The 23,586-nt window shown below is 38.4% G+C and carries 15 protein-coding genes; all 15 read left to right on the top strand.

The window, feature by feature from the left end; translation table 11 throughout:
• Positions 1–88 precede the first annotated feature (88 nt).
• The 15 genes from AC5P2S_RS09475 to AC5P2S_RS09405 all read left to right on the top strand — a co-directional run bounded on the left by AC5P2S_RS09475 (position 89) and on the right by AC5P2S_RS09405 (position 23,535).
• Complete coding sequence (locus tag AC5P2S_RS09475) at positions 89–1,111, top strand: hemin-degrading factor (protein ID WP_494554750.1); 1,023 nt, start codon at positions 89–91, stop codon at positions 1,109–1,111.
• Between the two features lie 166 nt (positions 1,112–1,277).
• Positions 1,278–1,955 carry a response regulator transcription factor gene (locus AC5P2S_RS09470; RefSeq protein WP_283415501.1) on the top strand — a complete coding sequence of 226 codons (678 nt, stop codon included), beginning with the start codon at positions 1,278–1,280 and terminating at the stop codon, positions 1,953–1,955.
• Between the two features lie 60 nt (positions 1,956–2,015).
• Positions 2,016–3,380, top strand: coding sequence for an ATP-binding protein (locus tag AC5P2S_RS09465; RefSeq protein WP_283415500.1), 1,365 nt, complete (start codon positions 2,016–2,018; stop codon positions 3,378–3,380).
• A 206-nt stretch (positions 3,381–3,586) separates the two neighbouring features.
• On the top strand, positions 3,587–4,834 hold the full coding sequence (locus tag AC5P2S_RS09460; RefSeq protein WP_494554749.1) for a TolC family protein: 1,248 nt from the start codon (positions 3,587–3,589) through the stop codon (positions 4,832–4,834).
• Positions 4,835–4,851: 17 nt separating this feature from the next.
• Positions 4,852–5,934, top strand: a complete 1,083-nt coding sequence (locus tag AC5P2S_RS09455; protein WP_494554748.1) for an efflux RND transporter periplasmic adaptor subunit — start codon at positions 4,852–4,854, stop codon at positions 5,932–5,934.
• Positions 5,935–6,175: 241 nt separating this feature from the next.
• Positions 6,176–9,274: an efflux RND transporter permease subunit gene (locus tag AC5P2S_RS09450; protein ID WP_494554747.1), complete on the top strand. Its 3,099-nt coding sequence runs from the start codon at positions 6,176–6,178 to the stop codon at positions 9,272–9,274.
• A 305-nt stretch (positions 9,275–9,579) separates the two neighbouring features.
• Positions 9,580–13,947, top strand: coding sequence for a CusA/CzcA family heavy metal efflux RND transporter (locus AC5P2S_RS09445; protein ID WP_494554746.1), 4,368 nt, complete (start codon positions 9,580–9,582; stop codon positions 13,945–13,947).
• A gap of 2 nt (positions 13,948–13,949) precedes the next feature.
• Positions 13,950–15,224 (top strand): efflux RND transporter periplasmic adaptor subunit, encoded by a 1,275-nt coding sequence (locus AC5P2S_RS09440; protein WP_494554745.1) that lies wholly within the window; start codon positions 13,950–13,952, stop codon positions 15,222–15,224.
• 18 nt (positions 15,225–15,242) lie between these two features.
• The gene (locus AC5P2S_RS09435; RefSeq protein ID WP_113664207.1) at positions 15,243–17,288 is read left to right on the top strand and encodes a heavy metal translocating P-type ATPase; all 2,046 of its coding nucleotides are present in this window, start codon (positions 15,243–15,245) and stop codon (positions 17,286–17,288) included.
• A gap of 335 nt (positions 17,289–17,623) precedes the next feature.
• Entirely contained in the window at positions 17,624–18,448 is an 825-nt protein-coding gene (locus AC5P2S_RS09430; protein ID WP_002981101.1) for an RteC domain-containing protein, read from the top strand.
• 115 nt (positions 18,449–18,563) lie between these two features.
• Positions 18,564–19,127 (top strand): helix-turn-helix domain-containing protein, encoded by a 564-nt coding sequence (locus tag AC5P2S_RS09425; protein WP_024566623.1) that lies wholly within the window; start codon positions 18,564–18,566, stop codon positions 19,125–19,127.
• An 88-nt stretch (positions 19,128–19,215) separates the two neighbouring features.
• A complete protein-coding gene (locus AC5P2S_RS09420; RefSeq protein WP_494554744.1) occupies positions 19,216–21,675 on the top strand; it encodes a heavy metal translocating P-type ATPase in 2,460 nt (819 codons plus the stop codon).
• A gap of 51 nt (positions 21,676–21,726) precedes the next feature.
• On the top strand, positions 21,727–21,948 hold the full coding sequence (locus AC5P2S_RS09415; protein ID WP_002981097.1) for a heavy-metal-associated domain-containing protein: 222 nt from the start codon (positions 21,727–21,729) through the stop codon (positions 21,946–21,948).
• 263 nt (positions 21,949–22,211) lie between these two features.
• Positions 22,212–22,391 (top strand): hypothetical protein, encoded by a 180-nt coding sequence (locus tag AC5P2S_RS09410; protein WP_002981096.1) that lies wholly within the window; start codon positions 22,212–22,214, stop codon positions 22,389–22,391.
• 268 nt (positions 22,392–22,659) lie between these two features.
• A complete protein-coding gene (locus AC5P2S_RS09405; RefSeq protein WP_123870318.1) occupies positions 22,660–23,535 on the top strand; it encodes a DUF3347 domain-containing protein in 876 nt (291 codons plus the stop codon).
• The last annotated feature ends 51 nt before the right edge of the window (positions 23,536–23,586 follow it).

Below are 23,586 nucleotides of genomic sequence, written 5' to 3'. Positions count from 1 at the left end.
CGGGTTTGGTCGGAATAACAAATTATCGCATTAAAATGAAAACAATTAAAATCAACTAAAAAAATTAAACCATAAAAAATAATTTATTATGAATACAATTACAACCCAATTAAAAGCACAATGGGAAGCTCTAAAATTAGAAAACCCACACCTTAGAATAAGAAACGCAGCAGAACAGTTAGGTGTCAGCGAAGTCGAACTTTTAGCAACCAATGTCGACAATGGTGTAACTGTTTTAAAACCAGAATTCGCAGCCCTTTTACAGGAAATTGAAAAACTGGGAAAAGTCATGGCTTTGACACGTAATGACGAATGTGTACATGAGAGAAAAGGTATTTATTTGAACCCTGATTTCAGTAATCCGCACGGACAGGTTTTTGTAGGTGAAGACATTGATTTGAGAATCTTTATTAATTCCTGGAAATTCGGATTTTCTGTTGTTGAAGGCGATAGAAAAAGCTTTCAATTCTTTGGAAAAGATGGATTGGCACTTCACAAGATTTATTTGACGAATAATAGCAACGAATCAGAATTCGATGCTTTGACAGAAAAATATAAATCGGCGGAACAATCTTCAGAGGTTGTAACAGAACCAATTGCTGCGAAAGCTGTAGAAAAGACAGATTCTGAGATTGATGTTGCTGGTTTCCAACGGGCCTGGAAAGATTTGAAGGATACACACGATTTCTTTATGCTGACCAAAAAATTCGGGGTTAGCAGAACACAGGCTTTGAGATTGGCACCGGAAGGTTTTGCCAAAAAAATAGATAATTCCAAGGTTGTGAATGTATTGGAAGATGCTTCTGAAAAACAAGTTCCGATAATGGTTTTCGTTGGAAACAGGGGAATTATCCAGATTCATACCGGTGAAGTGAAAAAAACGCTTTGGCATCAGCAATGGTTCAATGTGATGGATCCGGATTTTAACCTGCATCTTGACACAACAAAGATTGGTGAAACCTGGATTACTAAAAAACCAACAGAAGATGGCGAAGTCACTTCAGTGGAAGTGTTCAACAATGGTGGCGAATTTATCGTTCAGTTTTTTGGGAAAAGAAAACCAGGCAATCCGGAACTGCAGGAATGGAAAGATTTGGTTGCAGCTTTGTAATAATTTAAGGCCGTTTTAATAGCTCAATTGGCTTGAACGGTCTTTTCAGATCTTATTCCGACAGGATTTAATCTTTTGATTAATAGTAATATGAAGGAGGCTTGTCAAAATTATTTATTTTATTCAAATTACTTTTTCCCATATTTGTAAAATAAATCATCACCAAATGCAGGCATTACTTTTAGAGGACGATGCGGTTTTGTCTTCAGAAATTGCACTTTTCCTAGAATCCAAATCCATCAAAACCGACAAAGCAGAAGATGGCGAAAAATTTCTCGATATATTTTCTAAGAAGCCTTACGACGTTTTTCTTTTGGATATCAATGTTCCTAAAATCAATGGATTGGACATTTGCAAAACCATCAGAGAAAGCAATTCAGAAACACCGATTATCATTATTTCTGCCTATGACGGCATCGAGGAGAAGAAGGAAGCTTTCTTGAGAGCTGCCGATGACTATTTGGTGAAGCCATTTTTGCTGGAAGAATTGTTGTTGAGAATCAATTCCCAAATGAGAAGGCTAACGCCAAAAACGGAAGAAAAAGAAAAAATTGTTATCGAAGATCTAATCATTTATCCCGAAGACAGTAAGGTTTTCCGTTCCGGAGAAGAGATCAATTTGACCGTAAAAGAATTCCAATTATTGGTTTTATTAGCCAAAGCCAATGGCAGAACACTTTCTAAGCAGTATATTTCCGATGAAGTCTGGAAAAACCAGTTCCAGTCTACCAACAATGCTATCGAGGTTTACATCAACTTTTTGAGAAAGAAAATTGATAAAAATTTTAAAACTAAACTGATCCATACCAGACCAGGCTTTGGATATTACCTTAGTCCACTGTAAGAGTTTGAGAGTTTTATCGAAATCAATTATAATTTATCACTCATCATTTATCATTAAATAATGTCATTAAAACGTAAAATCGCACTTAGCTTAAGCATTGCATTTTCCTTGATTTTCGGGATAATGATGTTTGTGATTTACGTATCATTCAATGATTTTAGACGGGATGAGTTTAAGCTTAGATTTCAGAAGCGTTTGGTTTTTACAGTTAATTTTATTGAGAAAGCCAATGATTTTGAAAGAGAAGCACCTTTGTTTTTTGACGAAAACTCTGATAATGTCCTTCTTAATGAGAATATTATCATACTGAATGCTGAAAAAGAATTGGTTTACAGTACTTTAAAAGACAAAAAAGTAACTTGGGACAAACATTTGCTCGATAGTCTCGACAAAGAAAAAACGATTTATAACGAACATTCCGAACCTGAGATTTACGCTGCATTACGAAATATTAAAGGCGAAAATTACTACATTTTAACAAGCGCTCAGGACGTCACCGGCGAGTCCAAGTTGGCATTCCTCGGCTACACACTGATTTTTTCTTATATAATCAGTGTTTTATTAATTTGGTTTTTCAGCTATTATCTGGTTTCCAAATTTCTTCAGCCTTTGGAGATTCTTAAAAATCAAATTTCTGACACCAGCGTTCATCGACTCACTACTGATATTATTTTGAAAAACAGCAATGATGAAATTGGTGTATTGGCAAAATCTTTTAATATGATGACCAGCCGATTGGATGATGTTTTCCAGTCACAAAAGGATTTCAATTCCAGTGCGGCGCATGAGATGCGAACACCACTTACGAGAATGGCTTTCCAATTGGAAAATTTGATTCAGTTGGAAAATCATTCTACCAAAACTAAAACTACTTTGCAGCAGATGTTACAGGACGTTTATCAATTGTCGGATCTTACAAAATCATTGCTTTTATTATCAAAATTTGATAAAGAAGGGATTGCAAGTGTTTATGAAGAAGTCAGAATTGATGAAGTTGTTTTTGATGCATTTGAGACTGTTCATCGTAACTTCCCGGGATTCAAAATGGATTTTCAGATTGACGAAGAGAGTGTTGATGATTCTATTTTAACGGTGAAAGGCGTCAAGTCTTTACTGGAAATAACATTTATTAATTTGTTCAAAAATGCGGCTTTGTACTCAGATAACCAGGAAGTTGATATTTCTATCAAGGAGACCGATTTTAGGATTATTGTAAAAGTCCTTTCCTTTGGTTCCACAATTCCCGTTGAGGAAAGGGAAAAACTTTTTGATGCTTTTATGAGAGGAGGCAATTCGCATAACAAAGCAGGTTCTGGTCTTGGGTTACGCATCGTAAAACGTATTTTAGAATACCACAAAGCAGAGATTGATTATACATCAGCTTTTGAAAACCAGAATCTTTTTACTGTGATTTTCAATAAATAAAAAAATATTTCTCACAGATTTAGCAAATTTTGCAGATTTTATTGACATCTGCATGATCAGTAAATCTGCGAGATATTATTCTGTCAAAATCTATCATCTATCCGTCTATTATCTCTTCTCAAACAACAATTAAGCTTTTTTTAAGCCACATTTAAGTCCGTTTTAATCTCGGAAAGCCATTTTTGCAAAACCAAAACGAGATAAGAATGAACAAAATTACAACGCTGGTGTTATCCGTTTCGGCATTTGTTTGTCTTTCCGGGCAGCAGCAGATGTCCCTTCAGGATTGCGAACTGGCATTTCAAAAAAATAATCTCCAGCTTCTTGCCGCACAATACAATATCAGTATGGCCGATGCCGAAATTATGCAGGCAAAAATCTGGGAACTTCCACAGATAGAAGGTTATGTTAATGCCATCAATCCTCAAGACAAAAGAGTTTTCGATGTAGGGCGGGCAAAAGGTTTGGAAATCACGCAATTGATTTATCTGGGTGGAAAGAAGAAAAACGAAATCCAATTCGCAAAGTCTAACAAAGAACTTTCACAATTGCAGTTTAACCAATTATTGGTTGACCTTCGTTCACAACTTCGTGAGACTTATTACAATCTGATTTACGAGCAAAAAAAGCAAATCAGTATTGATGCTCAGTTGAAGTATATGAATGAGCTTTTGATGGCTTACAAAGTCCAGACAGACAAAGGAAATATTTCTTTAAAAGATTATGTAAGACTTCAAAGCATCGTTATTCAGCTTAATAATGATAAAATCGAAATCAATAACAATATCCTGGCTTTGCAGCAAAATATGAAAGTTCTGACAGGCAATCAGGAAAAAGTGATTCCAAACTTACCAAAAACTGAAGAAAACGAAATCCTGATTTCACAGCCTTTCGGAGGCTTGGAAGTCCTCCAACAAAAAGCATTGCAAAACAATGCAGATTATCTTTATAACCTCAAATTGATCGACAACAGCAAGCTTTATGCACAATGGCAAAAGTCACTCAACACACCAGATCTTAATCTGGGAGCGGAATATGACCAGGCTTCCGGAACCTTCAATAATGAAGTCAATTTGAAAATCGGAATTCCAATCCCACTCTGGAAAGTTAACAAAGGAAATGTTGAAAAAGCAAAGTATGCGATTCAGCAAAACGAAAAAAACTCAGAATACCAGAAACTTAATCTAGAAACTCAGGTAGAATCAGCTTACCAAACTTGGAAAAATCATTATGACCAATATTTTGAATTAAAACCGGTTGATCTGGAAAATCTGGAAACGGTTTACAACGGTATTCTTAAAAATTTCCGAAGCGGCAATGTCAGTTTGATAGACTTTACAGACTTTATGGAAAGCTACAGACAGACCGTTCTGCAGGTTTATGAGATGAAAAAGCAGATTATGATTTCCGCAGAACAGCTGAACCTATTAGTACAAACCAAAATCTTTTATTAATGCTAATGAAACTTGAAATGAAAAAAATAATTATACCAATTATCCTGTCAGCAGCATTACTTTCCTGTTCCAAACAAGAAGAAGTAAAGCCGGAAGTAACGAAGGGTTTTGAGCTCAGTAACACAATGTTGAAAAGCACAACATTTGCAAAGGTTGAAAAGAAATTTATCGAGGACGAATATAGTTTTTACGGAAAAATATCCGCAGATAAAAATAAATATATCGATATTTTTCCATTAGTTGGCGGTAATGTTCTCAGCGTGAATGTAGAATTGGGCGATTACGTAACCAAAGGTCAGGTTCTGGCAACAATCAGAAGTACCGAGTTGGCAGAGGTTCAAAAAGATGTGAGCGACGCAAAAACCGATTTGATAGTAGCCGAAAACAACCTTCGTGTCGCAAAAGAAATGTACGCCGGCAAACTTAACACAGAAAAAGACGTTCTGGAAGCAGAAAGCGAAGTCAAAAAAGCCAAAGATGCACTGCGCCGTTCAAACGATGTCAGTACGGTTTATAATGTGAAAAAAGGGAATATTTACAGTGTAATTTCACCAATTAACGGTTACATTGTTCACAAAGATATCAACAAGGATATGGAACTTAGAAGTGACCGTAGCGAAAATATTTTTGATGTCGCCAATACCAAAAATGTCTGGGCTATAATGAATGTCAATGAGGCTGATATCGATAAAATCAACCTCGGGATGAAAGCCCAGGTTTCCACATTATCTTATCCTGATAAGGTATTTTATGGACAGATCGATAAAATTTTCAAAATCATAGATCCGGATACTAATGCGATGCAGGCTAGAGTAGTTTTGGACAACTCACAAGGATTGTTGATTCCGGACAGCAAGGCGACCATTCGGGTTTCATCTGCGGAAAATACAACGGCACTCGCCATTCCTTCCAAAGCTGTGATTTTTGACGACAACAGGTATTTCGTGGTAGTATACAAATCACCAACCGACATTAAGGTCAAGGAAATCAAAATCCTGAAGCAGAACTCCGAAACTACCTACGTTTCCCAAGGTGTTGCTGAGGGCGACTGCATCGTTACTAATAATCAACTATTGATTTACCGTTCTTTGAACAACTAAATTTTGGGCGTGTCCCTTTGTCCCGACTATGTCGGACAAGCGGGTCGGTCTACGGGCAGTCGCTCTCGCCTTCGGCGAGGAGCTCCAACAATGCCCTCCGCCCTCACGCATTTGCAATTCATTTTTTAAGTCTTCGCTAAGTGAAATGGCTTTGCGGACTTGAAAAGCATTCAGTTTGTCAAAAAATCTTTGCGGACTTTGCGTTAAAACTAATTGCAATTTCAATCATAAAATAAAACGTATGAACAAATTCATCAAAAATATCATAGCATTCTCGCTCAAGAACAAAGCCTTCACATTCATTTGGGTAGCGATTTTGGCGGTCTCGGGATTCATCAGTTTCAAAAATATGCCGATTGAAGCATTTCCCGATGTTACCAATACCCAAATCGTCATCATTACCCAATGGAATGGGCGAAGTGCTGAGGAAGTTGAACGATTCGTCACCACACCGATAGAGTTGGCAATGAGTCCGGTTCAGAAGAAAACCAGCGTCCGGAGTACTACAATGTTTGGACTTTCTATTGTCAAGATTTTATTCGAAGACGGTGTGGACGACATCTTTGCCCGGAATATGGTCAATAACCAGTTGCGAACGGTAAGTTTGCCTGAAGGCATCGACCCCGAAGTTCAGCCACCTTACGGACCAACCGGAGAAATTTTTCGTTATACGCTGGAAAGTAAAGACCGGGATTCCAGAGATTTATTGACCTTGCAGACTTGGGTAGTCGATAGAGCACTCCGGAGTGTTCCAGGTGTTGCGGATATCAACGTTTTCGGAGGTCAGGATAAAGTATTTGAATTGAGTATCGACCCAAGAAAATTAGACAAATATAACCTTACACCTTCCGAAGTTCTGGATGCCGTAACCAACAGTAACCTGAATGTCGGTGGCGACGTTATAGAGAAAAGTGGACAAGCCTATGTTGTTCGTGGAATTGGCTTAGTAAAATCGATTTCGGATATAGAAAATATTACCGTTCACAGTGATGGCGGAAATCCGATCCTGGTTAAATATGTAGCCGATGTTCACGAAGGTTCTTTACCAAGAGTTGGTCAGGCATCATTGGATAATGAAAAAGATACGGTTGAAGGAATCGTGGTGATGCGAAAAGGCGAAAATGCGCAGGAAGTTCTGCTTGCGGTAAAAGCCAAAATAGATGAGCTGAACAACAAGATTCTTCCAAAAGATGTGAAGATGAAAACCTTCTATGACCGCCAAAATCTGATGGATTTCACCACCAAAACGGTAATGCACAACCTTTTGGAAGGAATTATTCTCGTAACGGTTATCGTCCTGATTTTTATGGCAGACTGGCGAACTACCTTGATTGTTTCCATCATCATTCCATTATCGCTGTTATTTGCATTTTTCTGTCTCCGAATGGCGGGAATGAGCGCTAACTTATTGTCACTAGGAGCGGTTGACTTCGGGATAATCATAGACGGCGCCGTCGTAATGGTGGAAGGGTTATTTGTAATGCTAGACCACAAAGCCCACAAATACGGAATGGAACGCTTCAACAAAATGGCAAAAGCAGGTTGGATAAAACAAACCGGAACCGGATTGGGAAAAGCGATTTTCTTCTCAAAACTGATTATCATCACTTCATTATTACCAATTTTTTCTTTCCAAAAAGTGGAAGGTAAAATGTTCTCGCCATTAGCATTTACATTAGGATTTGCATTATTAGGTGCATTGATTTTTACACTGACTTTAGTTCCTGTAATGTCACATTTATTATTAAAGAAAAATGTAAGAGAAAAGAACAATCCATTCGTTAATTTTTGGGATAGAAGTGTAATGAAAGGTTTCAAATTCACTTTTAAAAATAAAAAAATAAGCCTTCTGGTTTCCACAGTTATTTTAGCGATTACTTTGTTCTCAGCCAAATTCCTGGGAACAGAATTTTTACCTCAATTGAATGAAGGTTCGCTTTGGATTACTGCAGAAATGCCGATGAGTTCATCGCTTAAAGAGTCTCTGAAAACGGCTGATGTTCTCAAAAAAGATATTATGAGCTTCTCAGAAGTGACAGGCGTGCTGGCGCAGACGGGTAGAAGTAATGACGGAACCGACCCGAACGGTTTTGGATTCGTGCAGTTTGCGGTAAGTCTGAAACCAAGAGAAGAATGGAAACGAAAAATCACTTATGATGAACTGGTGGAAGAGATTGATAAAAAGCTGAAGAATTATCAGGGAATTACATTCAATTATTCCCAACCGATTTCAGACAACGTTGCGGAAGCTGTTGCAGGTTTCAAAGCAGAAAACGGAATCAAAATCTATGGTGATAACCTTCATACATTAGACAGGTTGGCGGAAGAAGTTCTGGCTTCTATCAAAGATGTGGATGGCGTGAAAGAACCAGGAATCATCAAAAACATTGGTCAACCCGAAATTAGTGTAGTGCTGGACCGAAACAAAATGGCAGCTTATGGCGTTTTACCAGCGGATGCCCAAGCCGTTCTGGAAATGGCGTTCGGTGGGAAAACAGCGTCTGAAATGTTTGATGGCGAAAGAAAGTTTCCGATAAGATTGCGTTATGCCGAAGATTACAGAAAAAATGAAGAAGACATTGCCTCTCTGATGGTTCCGACGCAGGATGGCGCCAAGATTCCACTCAAGGAAATCAGTACCATCGAAAAAGAAAACGGAGCGGCTTTCATTTACAGAGATGATATCAAACGTTATATCGGGGTTAAATTCTCGATTCGTGACCGGGATTTGGGAGGAACTATTGCAGATGCTCAGAAGAGAGTGGCTAGAATCAAATTGCCGGACGGTTATTCGATTGGGTGGACAGGACAATTTGAAAATCAGCAGCGTGCGACGAAGCGATTGGCTCAGGTAGTTCCCATCAGTATTCTCGGGATCTTTTTCCTGTTGTTCATTCTCTTTGGTAATATGAAAGATTCGCTTCTTGTAATGGCTAATGTTCCTTTTGCGTTGATTGGAGCTATCATCGCGTTGCATCTCACGCACATGAATTTCGGTATCTCTGCCGGAGTCGGGATGATTGCCCTGATTGGAATTTGTATCCAGAATGGTGTGATTTTGATTTCGGAGTTTCATCAGAACGTTAAGAATGGTTTGTCCTTAGATTCATCCATAATGGAAGGTGTGAAAGTAAGAACCAGACCGGTTGTAATGACTGCTTTGATGGCATCCATTGGTTTGCTTCCTGCCGCATTATCTACAGGAATCGGGTCGGAATCTCAGAAACCTTTGGCGATAGTGATCATTGGCGGATTGATTACCGCAACTGTTTTGACGCTTTTGATTTTCCCTATTATCTTCTGGATTTTCAACCGACGTAAGAATGAAGTGATAGATTAAGAGTTAAAAATCTCAATATTAATTTGAGTTATAGTTGTTACATTTTTCTCTCTTTTATTTGCGTTCCTCAAGGATTCTTCCTGAGGAACGTTTTTGTTTACTTTGATTAAATCTCAAAAACGTCTATATGTTTTACTAAAAACATCAAGACCTTTTCACTAAAACATCAAGACCTTTTTATGAAAACATCAAGTTGTTTTTAATACTTTTTTTAATGCCCTATTCATCGGACTTGGCGAAGGGCATTTTTTTGTATTAAAAAAAGAACTTATATCCACTATTATTAATCATTAATCAAATGAATTGTGTTAGACAGTATCATAAAATTCAGTATTAAAAACAAGCTTGTCATCGGTATAATGACCTTGTTGCTCATCATTTGGGGAGTTTGGAGTGTTACAAGAGTATCAATAGACGCTGTTCCCGATATTACCAATAATCAGGTGCAAATAATTACAGTTTGCCCAACATTAGCTGGTCAGGAAGTAGAACAATTAGTAACCTTTCCCATTGAGCAAAGTATTGCCAACATTCCAGGCTTGGAAGAAACTCGAAGTATTTCAAGATTTGGTTTATCAGTAATTACGGTTGTATTTAAAGACAAAGTAGATATTTATTTTGCCAGGCAACTTATCAATGAAAAACTAAAAGAAGCCGAAGAAAATATACCTAGCGGTATTGGTACACCAGAACTTGCTCCAGTAAGTACAGGCTTGGGTGAAGTGTACCAATACATTATCCACCCAAAGAAGGGTAGCGAGAATAAATACAATGCTAAAGAACTGCGAACAATGCAAGATTGGATTGTTGCACGTCAGCTTTTCGGTACACCCGGTATTGCAGAAGTGAATAGTTTTGGTGGTGAGCTGAAACAGTATGAAGTGGCTGTAAATCCTAACCGCTTAAAGGCAATGGGTGTGAGTGTTACCGATATTTTCACAGCATTAGAAAAAAATAATCAAAATACAGGCGGTGCATACATTGATAAGAAACCGAATGCCTATTTCATCCGAGGTATCGGTTTGGTCACTTCATTAGATGATGTAAAAAATATCAGTGTAAAGAACGAAACCGGAAGTGTCCCCATTTTTATAAAAGATGTGGCAGATGTTCGTTTTGGTAATGCAGTACGCTACGGAGCAATGACATATAATGGAGAGGTAGATGCAGTAGGTGGCGTAGTGATGATGCTGAAAGGCGAAAATGCCAACAATGTGGTAGAAAAAATAAAAGAGAAACTACCCACTATACAAAAATCTTTGCCTGAAGATGTTGTGATAGAACCTTATTTAGACCGTACAGATTTGGTAGACAGGGCAATGAATACTGTTAAGAAAAACCTTATTGAAGGAGCTTTGATTGTCATCTTCGTATTGGTTCTTTTCTTAGGAAATTTCAGAGCCGGATTGATTGTAGCTTCTGCCATTCCTTTAGCATTGTTATTTGCATTGGCTTTAATGAACATTTTTGGCGTAAGTGCCAATTTAATGAGTTTGGGAGCAATAGATTTTGGATTAATTGTGGATGGGGCGGTAATTATTGTAGAAGCTACGTTGCATCATTTAGGTTTACGAAAATCCACACAAAGGCTTACTCAGCAGGAAATGGATAATGAAGTATTTGCATCCGCTTCCAAAATTCGCAGTAGTGCAGCTTTTGGAGAAATCATTATATTAATTGTTTATATTCCCATCCTTACATTGGTAGGCGTAGAAGGAAAAATGTTTCGCCCAATGGCACAGACGGTAGGTTTTGCCATCTTTGGAGCGTTGATTTTATCTTTAACCTATATCCCGATGATGTGTGCTTTATTCCTATCTAAAAAGCCAACACACAAAGAAACGATTTCAGATAGAATGATGAACTGGCTACAAAAAAGGTATCAGCCACTATTAGAAAAAGCCATTAAAATAAAATATTGGTTAGTGGGTATTACCATTGCCATATTTGCTTTTACCCTACTGTTATTTAGCCGAATGGGAGGAGAATTTATACCTCAATTACAGGAAGGGGAATTTGCGTTTGAATTTAAGATGCCAATCGAAACTTCATTAGCACAAAGTATTGAAACTTCGATGCTTGCATCGAGATTAGCCAGGCAATTTGATGAAGTGAAAATGGTCGTTGGTAAAACCGGAGCTGGAGAAGTACCTACTGACCCTATGCCACCAGGAGCAACAGATTTAATGATTATTCTGAAGCCCCAAAGTGAGTGGAAATCAGGAAAAACCTATGATGAATTAGGAGATGCAATAGAAGAGAAATTAAGTGTAATACCTGGTGTAACTGTTGAAAAAAGCCAACCTATTCAAATGCGCTTCAATGAACTAATGACAGGTATTAAACAAGATGTAGCAGTAAAAATATTTGGTGAAAACTTAGATACACTTGCTTTGAATGCTGAAAAAGTTAGCAAAATAATACAAAGTGTAAAAGGCGCTACCACTCCACAGGTAGAACGTGTAAGCGGCTTACCTCAAATCAATGTAGAATATGACAGAACCCGTATTGCTAATTATGGGCTTAATGTCGAAGATGTGAACAATGTGGTAAGCACTGCTTTTGCAGGAAAAAGCGCAGGTGTAGTTTATGAAAATGAGAGAAGATTTGATTTGGTAGTACGATTGGATAGCGTTTACCGAAGTAGTATTGAAGATGTAAATAATCTGATGATACCTACACCAACCGGTAATCAAATTCCATTGTCACAAGTTGCAACTATTGATTATAAATTAGGACCCGCACAGATAAGCCGTGAAGCTGGTAAACGAAGAATTGTAATCGGGTTCAACGTTGCAGACAGGGATGTACAAAGTGTGGTAGAAGAAATTCAGCAAAAATTAAATGCGCAGGTAAAATTACCGCCTGGATATTATTTCACTTATGGCGGACAGTTTGAAAACTTGCGGGAAGCCAGTAATAGATTGATGATAGCAGTCCCAGTTTCCTTATTATTGATTTTTGTATTGCTCTATTTCACGTTCCGTTCCTTCAAGCAGGCAGGCTTAATATTTACCGCTATTCCGATGAGTGCCATTGGTGGCGTGTTGGCTTTGTTGCTTCGTGGTATGCCTTTCAGCATCAGTGCAGGCATTGGCTTTATCGCTTTATTCGGAGTAGCGGTTCTCAACGGAATTGTATTGATTGGAACTTTCAACCAATTAGAAAAAGAAGGAATAAAAGATGTATTGAAACGAGTAATTGAAGGAACTAAAATTCGTCTGCGTCCAGTATTGATGACTGCAACAGTAGCCAGTTTAGGATTTCTACCAATGGCATTAAGCAGTAGTGCAGGTGCAGAAGTACAAAAACCTTTAGCGACCGTAGTTATCGGTGGTTTGGTAACCGCAACGTTCCTTACCCTATTTGTACTGCCGCTATTGTACATCATTTTCAATTCAAAAATTAATTTAAAAAGAAAATTCAAAGTGAAACCCATTGCAACTATCATTGTATTGCTACTATCCTTGGTAGGTTTTACAGCAAATGCACAAACGAAAGATTTATCGGGTGTTGATGAGGCAATTAGCATTGCCCTTCAAAATAATCAAAGTATTAAAGCATCAGATTTGGAAATTGAAGCGAGTAAAGTTTTGAAAAAAACAGCCGGAGAATTACCAAAACTCGATTTTAACGCCCAATTGGGACAATACAACAGCACCAAATTCGACCAGTCTTTTCAGGTCGCTCAAACAATTCCATTTCCTTCATTATTTGGAGCAAAAAAGCAATTGATTAATGCAGAAATAAAAGGTAAAGAAATACAGAAAAGCCTAAGTGTTTTAGAATTAAAAAATCAGGTACGAACGTATTATTATCAAATTCTGTACCTGCAACAAAATCAAAAACAATTGCAACAATTGGACAGCTTATATGGTGATTTCATAGGCATTGCAAAGCTTCGTTACAAAACGGGCGATACTAAAAAAGTGGATATAAGTACAGCAGAAGCTAAGAAAGGGGAAATCAATTTATTGTTGAAACAGAATGAAGTGTTTTTAAATAATGCAGTTGCCAGTCTGAAAACATTGATGAATACTAAAGAAGATTTTATTATTGCAGAAAATGGAATTTTTCAACCTTTACAAATCAGTAATTTGCTGGACAATGATGCAGTAGCAAATCATCCTGCAATTCAATCCTTATATCAGGATGCAGTTATTGCAGAAAAGACCAAAAAGGTAGAACGTTCGCAAGGTTTACCCGATTTTACGATAGGTTACACAAATCAATCTTTGATAGGCTTTCAAACAGTAAATGGTGCGGAGAAATATTTCAATTCTGGTAACCGTTTTAATTCTATAAATATTGGTGTTGCTATTCCAATAACTTATGGTGTTACTAAAGCCCGGATAAAATCTTTGGATTACCAAAAGCAAGCAGCCGAAGCCAATGCACAACAGCAACAAAAAGTATTGACAACGCAAATGCAGAATGCCTTGCAACAATACCAACAGGATATGCATCAGTTCAATTATTTTCAGCAGGAAGCATTACCTAACGCTAAGGAGATTGTAGCGGCAGCTCAATTAGGATACAAAACTGGCGACATCAGTTATGTGGAATATCTTTTTGCATTGCAAACCACAACTGATATTCAATTGAATTACCTAAAAAGTATTCAGCAAGTAAACCAATCCGTAATCAATATTTATTCATTAATTAATAAATAAAAATGAAATTCAATATAAATAAAATAAGGTATATAATGGCAATGATTGTCGTTCTATTAGCTTTTTCAGCCTGTAAAAATGATAAGCAAGTAGCGGAGAATAAATCTTCCGAAACCAAAGCTGGCGAAAAAGCAGAAGCAAACAACGAAGAAGAAATGCCAACTATTGCAACACTTTCTGAAGAACAGATAAAAATAGTTGGGATACAATTAGGAACTATCGAACAAAAGGAATTAACGGCAACCATTAAGGCTAATGGAAACCTTAAAGTGCCCAATAACAATAAAGGTAATGCTACTTCTTTGTATGGTGGTGTTATAAAAATGCTTAATGTGCAAATCGGAGATTATGTAAAAAAAGGACAAGTAATTGCCACTATTGCCAATCCGCAGTTCATACAATTACAGGAAGAATATCTAAGTACTGCAAGCAAAATATCTTTTGCCGAACAAGAGTTAGCAAGACAGAAAGAGCTAAATGAAGGCAATGCAGGCGCAAAGAAAAATCTGCAAAGTGCCACAGCCGAATTAAATAGTTTACGTACTCGCAGGGCTTCTTTACAACAGCAGATACAATTAATGGGTATCAATCCGGGGTCCGTTTCAAATAACAATCTGAAATCAGCATTGGTGGTAACCAGTCCTTTGAATGGTACGGTTAGCAATGTATTTGCCAAGATTGGAAGCTATGTCGATGTTTCTTCGCCAGTTATAGAAATTGTAGATAACAGTTCTTTGCATTTGGATTTACAGGTTTTTGAAAAGGATTTACCGAAAATAAAAGTGGGACAAATCATTCATTTTACACTTACTAATAATCCTACAACCGTATATGATGCTACGGTTTTCAGTATCGGTTCGTCATTTGAAAATGAGAGTAAAACCATTGCCGTTCACTGTCGGGTAAATGGCAATAAAAATGGCTTAATAGATGGAATGAATATTACAGGTTTTGTAAGCTTAAATAATATTACGACATCTGCTGTTCCTAATGACGCCATTGTAAATGCCGATGGGAAATATTATGTTTTCATTCAAACCGATAAAAAAGTTGAGGAACATAAAGAAGAAGAAAATAAGGGTGGAGAAGAAAATGAACGCAAGGAAGATAAAGCCAATATGAATTTTGAAAAAGTTGAAGTTTTGAAAGGAGTATCTGATATGGGCTATACCGCAATAACTTTTGTAAATCAAATTCCTGCAAATGCAAAAATTGTGGTAAGAGGAGCATTTTTTGTAAATGCTAAATTATCTAATACTGGCGAAGACGAAGATTAAACAATAAAAACAAAAGCGATGATAAATACGAACAAAAATCACAAGCATATTTATGATGCACACGGCAAGCAACTCTGCTGCACGGAGGAAAGCAAAAACGATGCCCAAACAAATACAGGGCAGAGTACTGATAATGTTTGTTGCTCAACGGATAAAAAAGTCAATCAAAAGAGTAATGAACGAAGTGAAGCTGTTGATAAAAATAGCGTTATAAAAATGTTTTTACCAGGAATTATTTCTTTGGTACTATTGCTAATTGCTATTTACTTAGACAATGCCTTGAAACCTGAATGGTTTCAAGGTTGGGTAAGAACTGTTTGGTATATAATAGCGTATGCACCAGTCGGATTTCCTGTAATTAAAGAAGCTTTTGAAAGTATTAGCAAAGGCGATGTTTTTTCAGAATTTTTGCTAATGAGTATTGCCACTATTGGAGCCTTTGCCATTGGTGAATACCCAGAGGGTGTCGCTGTAATGCTGTTTTATGCTGTTGGCGAAGTCTTTCAGTCATTAGCAGTTAAAAGAGCGAAAGCAAATATCAAGAGCTTGCTTGACCAACGCCCCGATGAAGTAACTATTCTAAAAGAAAATCAACCGAAAACAGTAAAGGCGGAAACAGTAACCATTGGTGACATCATACAATTAAAGCCCGGCGAAAAATTAGGATTAGACGGAACATTATTATCCGAAACTGCATCATTCAACACAGCAGCTTTAACAGGCGAAAGCAAGCCCGACACCAAAGCAAAAGATGATACGGTATTAGCAGGAATGATAAACCTAAATACCGTTGTACAAGTAAAAGTAACAACTGCATATACTGATAGCAAGCTGAGTAAAATTTTAGAATTGGTGCAAAATGCTACTGCTCAAAAAGCACCGACAGAATTATTCATTAGAAAGTTTGCAAAAATATACACACCGATAGTTGTACTGTTAGCTATTCTAATTACAGCATTGCCCTACTTCTTTGTAGAAAATTATGTGTTCAGCCAATGGTTGTATCGTGCTTTGGTATTCCTTGTTATCTCTTGCCCTTGTGCATTGGTAATAAGTATTCCTTTAGGCTACTTTGGCGGAATTGGGGCAGCGAGTAAAAATGGAATATTGGTTAAGGGAAGCAACTTTTTGGATGTTCTTGCCAGCATACAAAATGTAGTAATGGATAAGACAGGTACAATGACGGAGGGCGTATTTAAAGTTCAGGAAGTTGTATTTGACAAGGCATTTGATGAGAAAGAAATTTTAGAAATGGTCAATGCTTTGGAAAGCCATAGTAGCCACCCCGTAGCAACTGCCATTCAAGAATATGTAGGCGATGTAAACCACAATATCCCATTAGAAAATATAGAGGAAATTGCAGGACACGGACTAAAGGCTAATGTAAATGGGAAAGAATTATTGGTAGGGAATTTTAAGCTGATGGATAAATTTTCTATTACTTATGACATAGACCCGAACAGCATTGTCTACACGGTAATCGCAGTGGCTTATGATAGAAAGTTTGTTGGTTACATTACCATTGCGGACAGCATAAAAGAAGACGCACAGGAAACCATAAATCTATTGCATAAGCTCAATGTTAAAGCTACTATGCTTAGCGGAGATAAAAGTACGGTTGTAAAGTATGTAGCGGAACAGTTGGGGATAGATAATGCTTTCGGAGATTTATTGCCTGAAGATAAAGTAAACAGAGTTAAAGAAATTAAAGCCAAAGGCGGAAGCGTTGCTTTTGTTGGCGACGGTGTAAACGATGCGCCTGTTGTGGCTTTGAGCGATGCGGGTATTGCAATGGGCGGTTTGGGAAGCGATGCGACCATTGAAACGGCAGATGTGGTAATACAAGACGACAAACCGAGTAAAATACCTATGGCAATCAATATAGGCAAGCAGACAAAGAAAATCGTTTGGCAAAATATAGCTTTAGCATTCGGAGTAAAAGCTATTGTACTAGTTTTGGGAGCTGGGGGCTTAGCGACTATGTGGGAAGCTGTTTTTGCCGATGTTGGGGTTGCCTTATTAGCTATACTAAACGCAGTAAGGATACAGCGGATGAAATTTTAAGATTAGAACATCCTAATGATGAATAAAACAGACAATTCGTAAGAAAGGCAAAAGTTATCAAATGTCAATTTGTCGAAGGAGAAGAAGAAGAAGAAAAGACCTTCGCTCTTTATGATACTTTTTAGGATATTTTTTAGCTCTGTGTCTTATTGCTTTGATATACATAAAATTAGACACTATTATATCTATCCCTATCACTAAAAATGGACTTATTAGTTCTGTATCGAGCAAAAACCAAAGTTCCAAAAGAGAAACCCGAAAATGCAAATTTCTTTCAAATATGACAGTATTTGGGCTTCTCTATTATTGTTTAAAAAATAGATTTAGGATAACGGATGGATAAATTTTATAACGAAACGCTGGCTAAGCTGGAAAACGAAATCAAAGAATTTGAGATTGAAGCAGACTGTTCGATAGAACGCATTGAAGCAGTTATACAACTTATTATCAAATGTTTATTCGACGTAAAAAAATATATTTTAAAAAGAGGATTTAAGAATGTTGATGAAGAAATTCGCTTTTTTAAATATCAAAAGCCAATTATCGTTTCAAAGCTCATCTATTATAATGCCATCTATAAAATCGAAACGAGAAGACCGTATGGAAATAAGCGTACCAAGAAATATTTTGTCAAAGAACTGAAAAAGCTAAAAAGGTTCTTTGAAAATAACCTTGATTTTTATAAGTATTACCGTAGCAATAATTCTTTCTTTGACGAACAATTTTTTGTACGTGGCAAGCACGATATAAGACTATGGTTAGACACTTTTTATTTTGAGGCAGACCATCGCTTTTCTACTTCGCACGATTATAAGGTTGCCAAGATAATTGCTAATGACCTGATACAGGTATATTTGGAAGACAGGTTAAATAACATCAACGTTAAAAAGGTTTCAGATAATTCGTTGATATGGACAGCAAGCAAAACTGCACTCACGGAACTCATTTATGCACTGTACTCCCACGGTGCATTTAACAATGGGAATACAGAAATAAAATTGATAGCCAAAACGTTTGAAGATGCCTTCAATATTGAGTTAGGCGACTTTTACCATACGTTTATGGAACTTAAAGCCCGCAAAATAAACCGAACGAAATTCCTCGACAGGCTGTGTGAAGCACTGATAAAGAAAATGGACGAACAAGATGAAAAACAGTAAGTATATATGTACACAGGCTTTATTCCTCTTGGCAAGAAGTCAGAGTAATTAAACTTAAATTGTAAATTTGTTTATTGCTTATGTATTAAATACTAAACGTAGTCAGTAAATAAATATGAATACAATCTTTATTAAAAATATGGTTTGCGACCGTTGCATTATGGTGGTACAAAACGAATTGGAAAAACTGGGATTAGATGCTAAAAATATAAAACTGGGCGAAGTTATTCTTTCCAAAGAAATAACATCTCTGGAAAAAGAGAATTTGTCCAAAACTTTAGAGCCATTAGGATTTGAAGTAATTGACGATAAAAAAGGCAGGATAATAGAAAAGATAAAGAACATTATCATTGACCTGGTACACCATCAGGATAGTGATGTAAAAACCAACCTTTCCGATGTATTGAGTGACAAATTGCATCACGATTACAATTACCTGTCCAATCTGTTTTCAGAGGTAGAGGGTACAACCATTGAAAAATACTTTATCGCCCAAAAGGTGGAGAAAGTCAAAGAATTGTTGGTGTATGATGAGTTGTCATTAAGTGAGATTGCGAACCGCCTAAATTATTCGAGCGTGGCATATTTGAGTAACCAGTTTAAAAAAGTTACCGGGCTAACACCAAGCCATTTCAAACAGATTAAAGAGGATAAAAGAAAACCGTTGGATAAAGTGTAAGTAAATCTTACAAATCAAATCCAAAATTTCACACCAGTACCCATAAATATAATAGCCAATTTTGTATTGTAAATTAAAGCAGGCAAATATGGCGACAAACAGAGAAAATATATACATTCCATTGGAGGATGTAGAAAGCGAACACTGTGCATTAATCGTTGAAAAGGGATTGGCACAGGTAAAAGGCGTAGAAACCCATAAAGTAGAGCTGAACAACCGAAGGGCAGCGATTACAGTAGATAGCAATGAAACCGTAGGCGAGGCTGTTAAGGCAATTAAAGATTTAGGTTACGGAGTTCCTACGGTTAAAAACTCTTTTCCTGTACTGGGTATGACCTGCGCATCCTGTGCAGGTAGTGCCGAAAGCACTGTAAAATACGAGCCGGGAGTAGTCAACGCATCGGTAAATTTTGCTACCGGAAATCTTACGGTAGAATATCTTCCCAATATGACCAATGGCTTAACGCTGCAAAAGGCGGTTCAGGGAGTAGGTTACGACCTATTGATTGAAGACGAAACCAAGCAGCAGGAAACGCTCGAAGCCATCCACGAAAAGAAATTCCGAACCCTGAAAAACAAGACCATTTGGGCAATTATCCTTTCCCTGCCCGTGGTAGTTATAGGAATGTTCTTTATGGATATGCCTTATGCAGACCCGATAATGTGGCTTTTTTCCACGCCCGTTGTAATATGGTTGGGCAGGGATTTTTTTGTAAACGCTTGGAAGCAGGCAAAGCACCGTTCCGCCAATATGGATACGCTGGTGGCATTGAGTACAGGTATTGCCTACCTGTTCAGTGTTTTCAATATGCTGTTTGCCGACTTTTGGCATCAACGGGGACTGCATGCTCACGTATATTTTGAAGCGGCTGCCGTTATTATCGCATTCATCCTCTTGGGAAAACTGCTGGAAGAAAGAGCCAAAGGCAACACCTCTTCAGCCATTAAGAAGCTGATGGGCTTGCAGCCAAAAACGGTCATCGTGGTACAGGCGGACGGAACGGAAAAGCAGACCGCTATCGAAGACGTAAGCGCAGGCGATGTGATACTCGTAAAGCCCGGTGAAAAGATTGCGGTAGACGGCATGGTCATATCGGGCAATTCGTATGTGGACGAAAGCATGTTAAGCGGTGAGCCTGTACCTGTATTGAAAAAAGAAAAAGAAAAAGTATTTGCAGGAACGATTAACCAAAAAGGCAGCTTCCGGTTCAGGGCGGTAAAAGTGGGCAAAGAAACCATGCTTGCCCACATCATCAAAAGGGTGCAGGATGCACAGGGAAGCAAAGCACCCGTACAGAAACTGGTCGATAGGATTGCGGGCATCTTTGTTCCCACAGTGATAGGTATTGCCATCCTGACATTTACGCTATGGTTGATTTTGGGAGGCGAAAACGGGGTTGTTCAAGGTCTGTTGGCAGCCGTTACGGTATTGGTCATTGCCTGCCCCTGTGCTTTAGGCTTAGCGACACCCACCGCTATTATGGTAGGCGTTGGTAAAGGTGCTGAAAATGGCATTTTGATAAAGGATGCCGAAAGTTTGGAACTGGCCAAAAAAGTAAATGCCATCGTTTTGGACAAAACCGGAACCATCACCGAGGGAAGACCACAGGTAACGGGCATTAAATGGCTGAACAATGAGGACACTGCAAAAGAAATCCTTTTGAGCATCGAAAAGCAATCCGAGCATCCATTGGCAGAAGCCGTAGTGAAGCATCTTGGCGATGTAGCGACCACCTCTTTATCCATGTTCGACAGCATTACGGGCAAAGGCGCAAAAGCAGACCATGACAACGAAACCTATTATGTAGGCAACAAAAAGCTATTGGCAGAAAACAACATTGCCATTGCCGGAGAATTACAAGACCAGTCCGAAGAATGGGGCAAACAGTCTAAAACCGTTATCTGGTTTGCAAACAGCAAAAAGGCTCTTGCTGTAATCGCTATCGCCGATAAGATTAAGGAAACATCGGTGCAGGCTATCCGGGAAATGCAGGAAATGGGCATTGACCTGTATATGCTGACCGGAGATAATGAAGCTACCGCTAAAGCCATTGCGGAGCAGACAGGCATCAAGCATTACAAAGCCGAAGTTTTGCCACAGCATAAAGCCGACTTTGTGAAAGAACTGCAAAGTAAAGGAAAGGTAGTGGCAATGGTGGGCGATGGTATCAACGACAGCACCGCATTGGCAACAGCCGATGTAAGTATCGCAATGGGCAAAGGCAGCGACATCGCAATGGACGTAGCCAAGATGACCATCATTTCGTCCGACCTGACCAAGATACCGCAGGCAATACGCTTGTCCAAACAGACCGTAGCCACCATCAAGCAAAACCTGTTCTGGGCGTTTATCTACAACGTAATCGGCATTCCGGTAGCGGCAGGCATCCTTTACCCTGTTAACGGCTTCCTGCTCAACCCGATGATTGCGGGTGCGGCAATGGCATTGAGCAGCGTGAGCGTGGTCAGTAACAGCCTGCGGTTGAAGTGGAAGAAATTAAACAGTAAATCTCACAAATCAAACAAGAAATTACACAACAATAACTAACTGAATAGTACGGAAATTTGCATTATCAGATAACTCTAAAATTTGTAAACAATGGAAAATAAACAATTTCAATTCAAGACGAACATCAATTGTGGCGGTTGTATCGCATCTGTAAAGCCGCACTTGGACAAGGCAGAGGGTATCTGCCATTGGGAAGTGGACACTGCCAACAAGGACAAGGTACTTACAGTGAAGTCCGAGGGCATTACCGAGCAGGAAGTAATATCGACCGTGCAAAAGGCAGGCTTCAAAATTGAACCTTTGGACGCCTAAGCCAACAACTTTTTGAAATGCCCTTTTTCCGACCGAATTTTCTATGAGGTTGGGTTGCTGAAAAAGGGCATTTTATCAATTCTGAAAAAAGGCGATAGGTTATTGCGTATATGGCATTTTTTTGTCCATATAGCAAAAAAAACGTAAAACGATATAAAAAACCAATCTAATTTGTAACTTTGTTGCGTTGAAAAATTATAGAATACATATAGGCATTTTGACATTGTTCTGTTTGGTTTTCTTTATGATGCCAAGTCAGAGCTATGCCTGTTCCAAAAATTCAACAAAGACCGAGCAGTCTTCCTGCTCAAAGGAGAAATCCAAAAAATCAGAACATAAAAAAGGTTGCAAGGGCAAATCCTGTAAAAAATGCAAAAGTGACAAATGCGGGGGCGGCTGTTCACACAACTCTTGCAGGTGCGGTGCTTCAACCACTTCCCTAAATGTCCCAACCATAATCGAATTAAAGGCAAAAAATCACTTAGCAGCAGCTAAAAAGCAAAAATTCGGTTTCAAAGAAGCCTACTATTCTTCGGGCTTTTTCTCCATTTGGCTACCGCCTAAAATAAGCTAAAACTATGGCCTGATAGCCATAGGTGTGTCCTGTCAGAAGCTGTTCCGGCTTTTGCAAATCCCCTATTTGTATCATTTACTTAAAATTTAAAACAGAAACGGGTTTATCTATCCCCCGTTTCTCAAAATGTAATTATTATGAAATCATTATCAAAAATAGTGATGGTAATCGCCGTGTTACTATCATCAATAAACGGCTTCGCACAAATCAAGAATGCGAAAACAGAAACCGTAAAGATTTACGGCAATTGTGGTATGTGCAAAACCACCATCGAAAAAGCAGGTAACGTAAAAAAGGTAGCCAGCGTGGACTGGAACAAAGATACCAAGATGGCTACGCTCACCTATGACGGCGACAAAACAAATCAGGATGAAATCCTGAAACGTATTGCTTTGGCTGGTTATGACAGTGAGAAGTTCCGTGCGCCGGATGACGTATATGCTAAACTGGCTGGTTGCTGCCAGTATGATAGACCCGTGAAGACGGTTGCCAAAAACAAGGAGGCGGGAATGGACATGAATGCCGGACATGGCAATCACGACCATAGTCAAATGGCAGCTAACAAAGATGCAGCCCAAAACCAATCACAGCTAAAGGCTGTATTTGACAACTACTTTTCAGTGAAAGATGCTTTGATAAAAACCGATGCGGCGACCGCATCTGCCAAAGCCGCTGAATTGGCTGCATCCCTTAAAGCAGTCGATATGAATAAGCTATCGGCAGAGGAACATACGGCTTGGATGAAAGTGATGCAGGACTTGACGGCCAATGCGGAAAGCATTTCAAAATCAAAAGATGTTGCAAAACAAAGAAGTGCTTTTGCGGCACTTTCGGAAAGCATCTACACACTTGCCAAAGTGTCTAAACAGGACACCCCCGTTTATTACCAGCACTGCCCTATGTACAATGGAGGTAAGGGAGCCAATTGGCTAAGTAAAGAGAATGCTGTTAAAAACCCATATTACGGCTCACAGATGCTTACCTGCGGCAGTACGGTCGAAACCATTAAATAACAGGTCTGAAAGCTATGGTACAGTACAATGACATGGTGCAGGCGCTTAAAG

The sequence above is a fragment of the Epilithonimonas sp. 33E genome (assembly GCF_059372615.1).
Note: the sequence above shows the minus strand (reverse complement) of the source record. Positions and strands in the feature narration are given on the sequence as shown.

Coding starts and splice junctions, on each gene's coding strand:
- AC5P2S_RS09475 (WP_494554750.1), top strand. CDS start 89: ATGAATACAATTACAACCCAATTAAAAGCACAATGGGAAGCTCTAAAA.
- AC5P2S_RS09470 (WP_283415501.1), top strand. CDS start 1,278: ATGCAGGCATTACTTTTAGAGGACGATGCGGTTTTGTCTTCAGAAATT.
- AC5P2S_RS09465 (WP_283415500.1), top strand. CDS start 2,016: ATGTCATTAAAACGTAAAATCGCACTTAGCTTAAGCATTGCATTTTCC.
- AC5P2S_RS09460 (WP_494554749.1), top strand. CDS start 3,587: ATGAACAAAATTACAACGCTGGTGTTATCCGTTTCGGCATTTGTTTGT.
- AC5P2S_RS09455 (WP_494554748.1), top strand. CDS start 4,852: ATGAAAAAAATAATTATACCAATTATCCTGTCAGCAGCATTACTTTCC.
- AC5P2S_RS09450 (WP_494554747.1), top strand. CDS start 6,176: ATGAACAAATTCATCAAAAATATCATAGCATTCTCGCTCAAGAACAAA.
- AC5P2S_RS09440 (WP_494554745.1), top strand. CDS start 13,950: ATGAAATTCAATATAAATAAAATAAGGTATATAATGGCAATGATTGTC.
- AC5P2S_RS09435 (WP_113664207.1), top strand. CDS start 15,243: ATGATAAATACGAACAAAAATCACAAGCATATTTATGATGCACACGGC.
- AC5P2S_RS09430 (WP_002981101.1), top strand. CDS start 17,624: ATGGATAAATTTTATAACGAAACGCTGGCTAAGCTGGAAAACGAAATC.
- AC5P2S_RS09425 (WP_024566623.1), top strand. CDS start 18,564: ATGAATACAATCTTTATTAAAAATATGGTTTGCGACCGTTGCATTATG.
- AC5P2S_RS09420 (WP_494554744.1), top strand. CDS start 19,216: ATGGCGACAAACAGAGAAAATATATACATTCCATTGGAGGATGTAGAA.
- AC5P2S_RS09415 (WP_002981097.1), top strand. CDS start 21,727: ATGGAAAATAAACAATTTCAATTCAAGACGAACATCAATTGTGGCGGT.
- AC5P2S_RS09410 (WP_002981096.1), top strand. CDS start 22,212: ATGCCTGTTCCAAAAATTCAACAAAGACCGAGCAGTCTTCCTGCTCAA.
- AC5P2S_RS09405 (WP_123870318.1), top strand. CDS start 22,660: ATGAAATCATTATCAAAAATAGTGATGGTAATCGCCGTGTTACTATCA.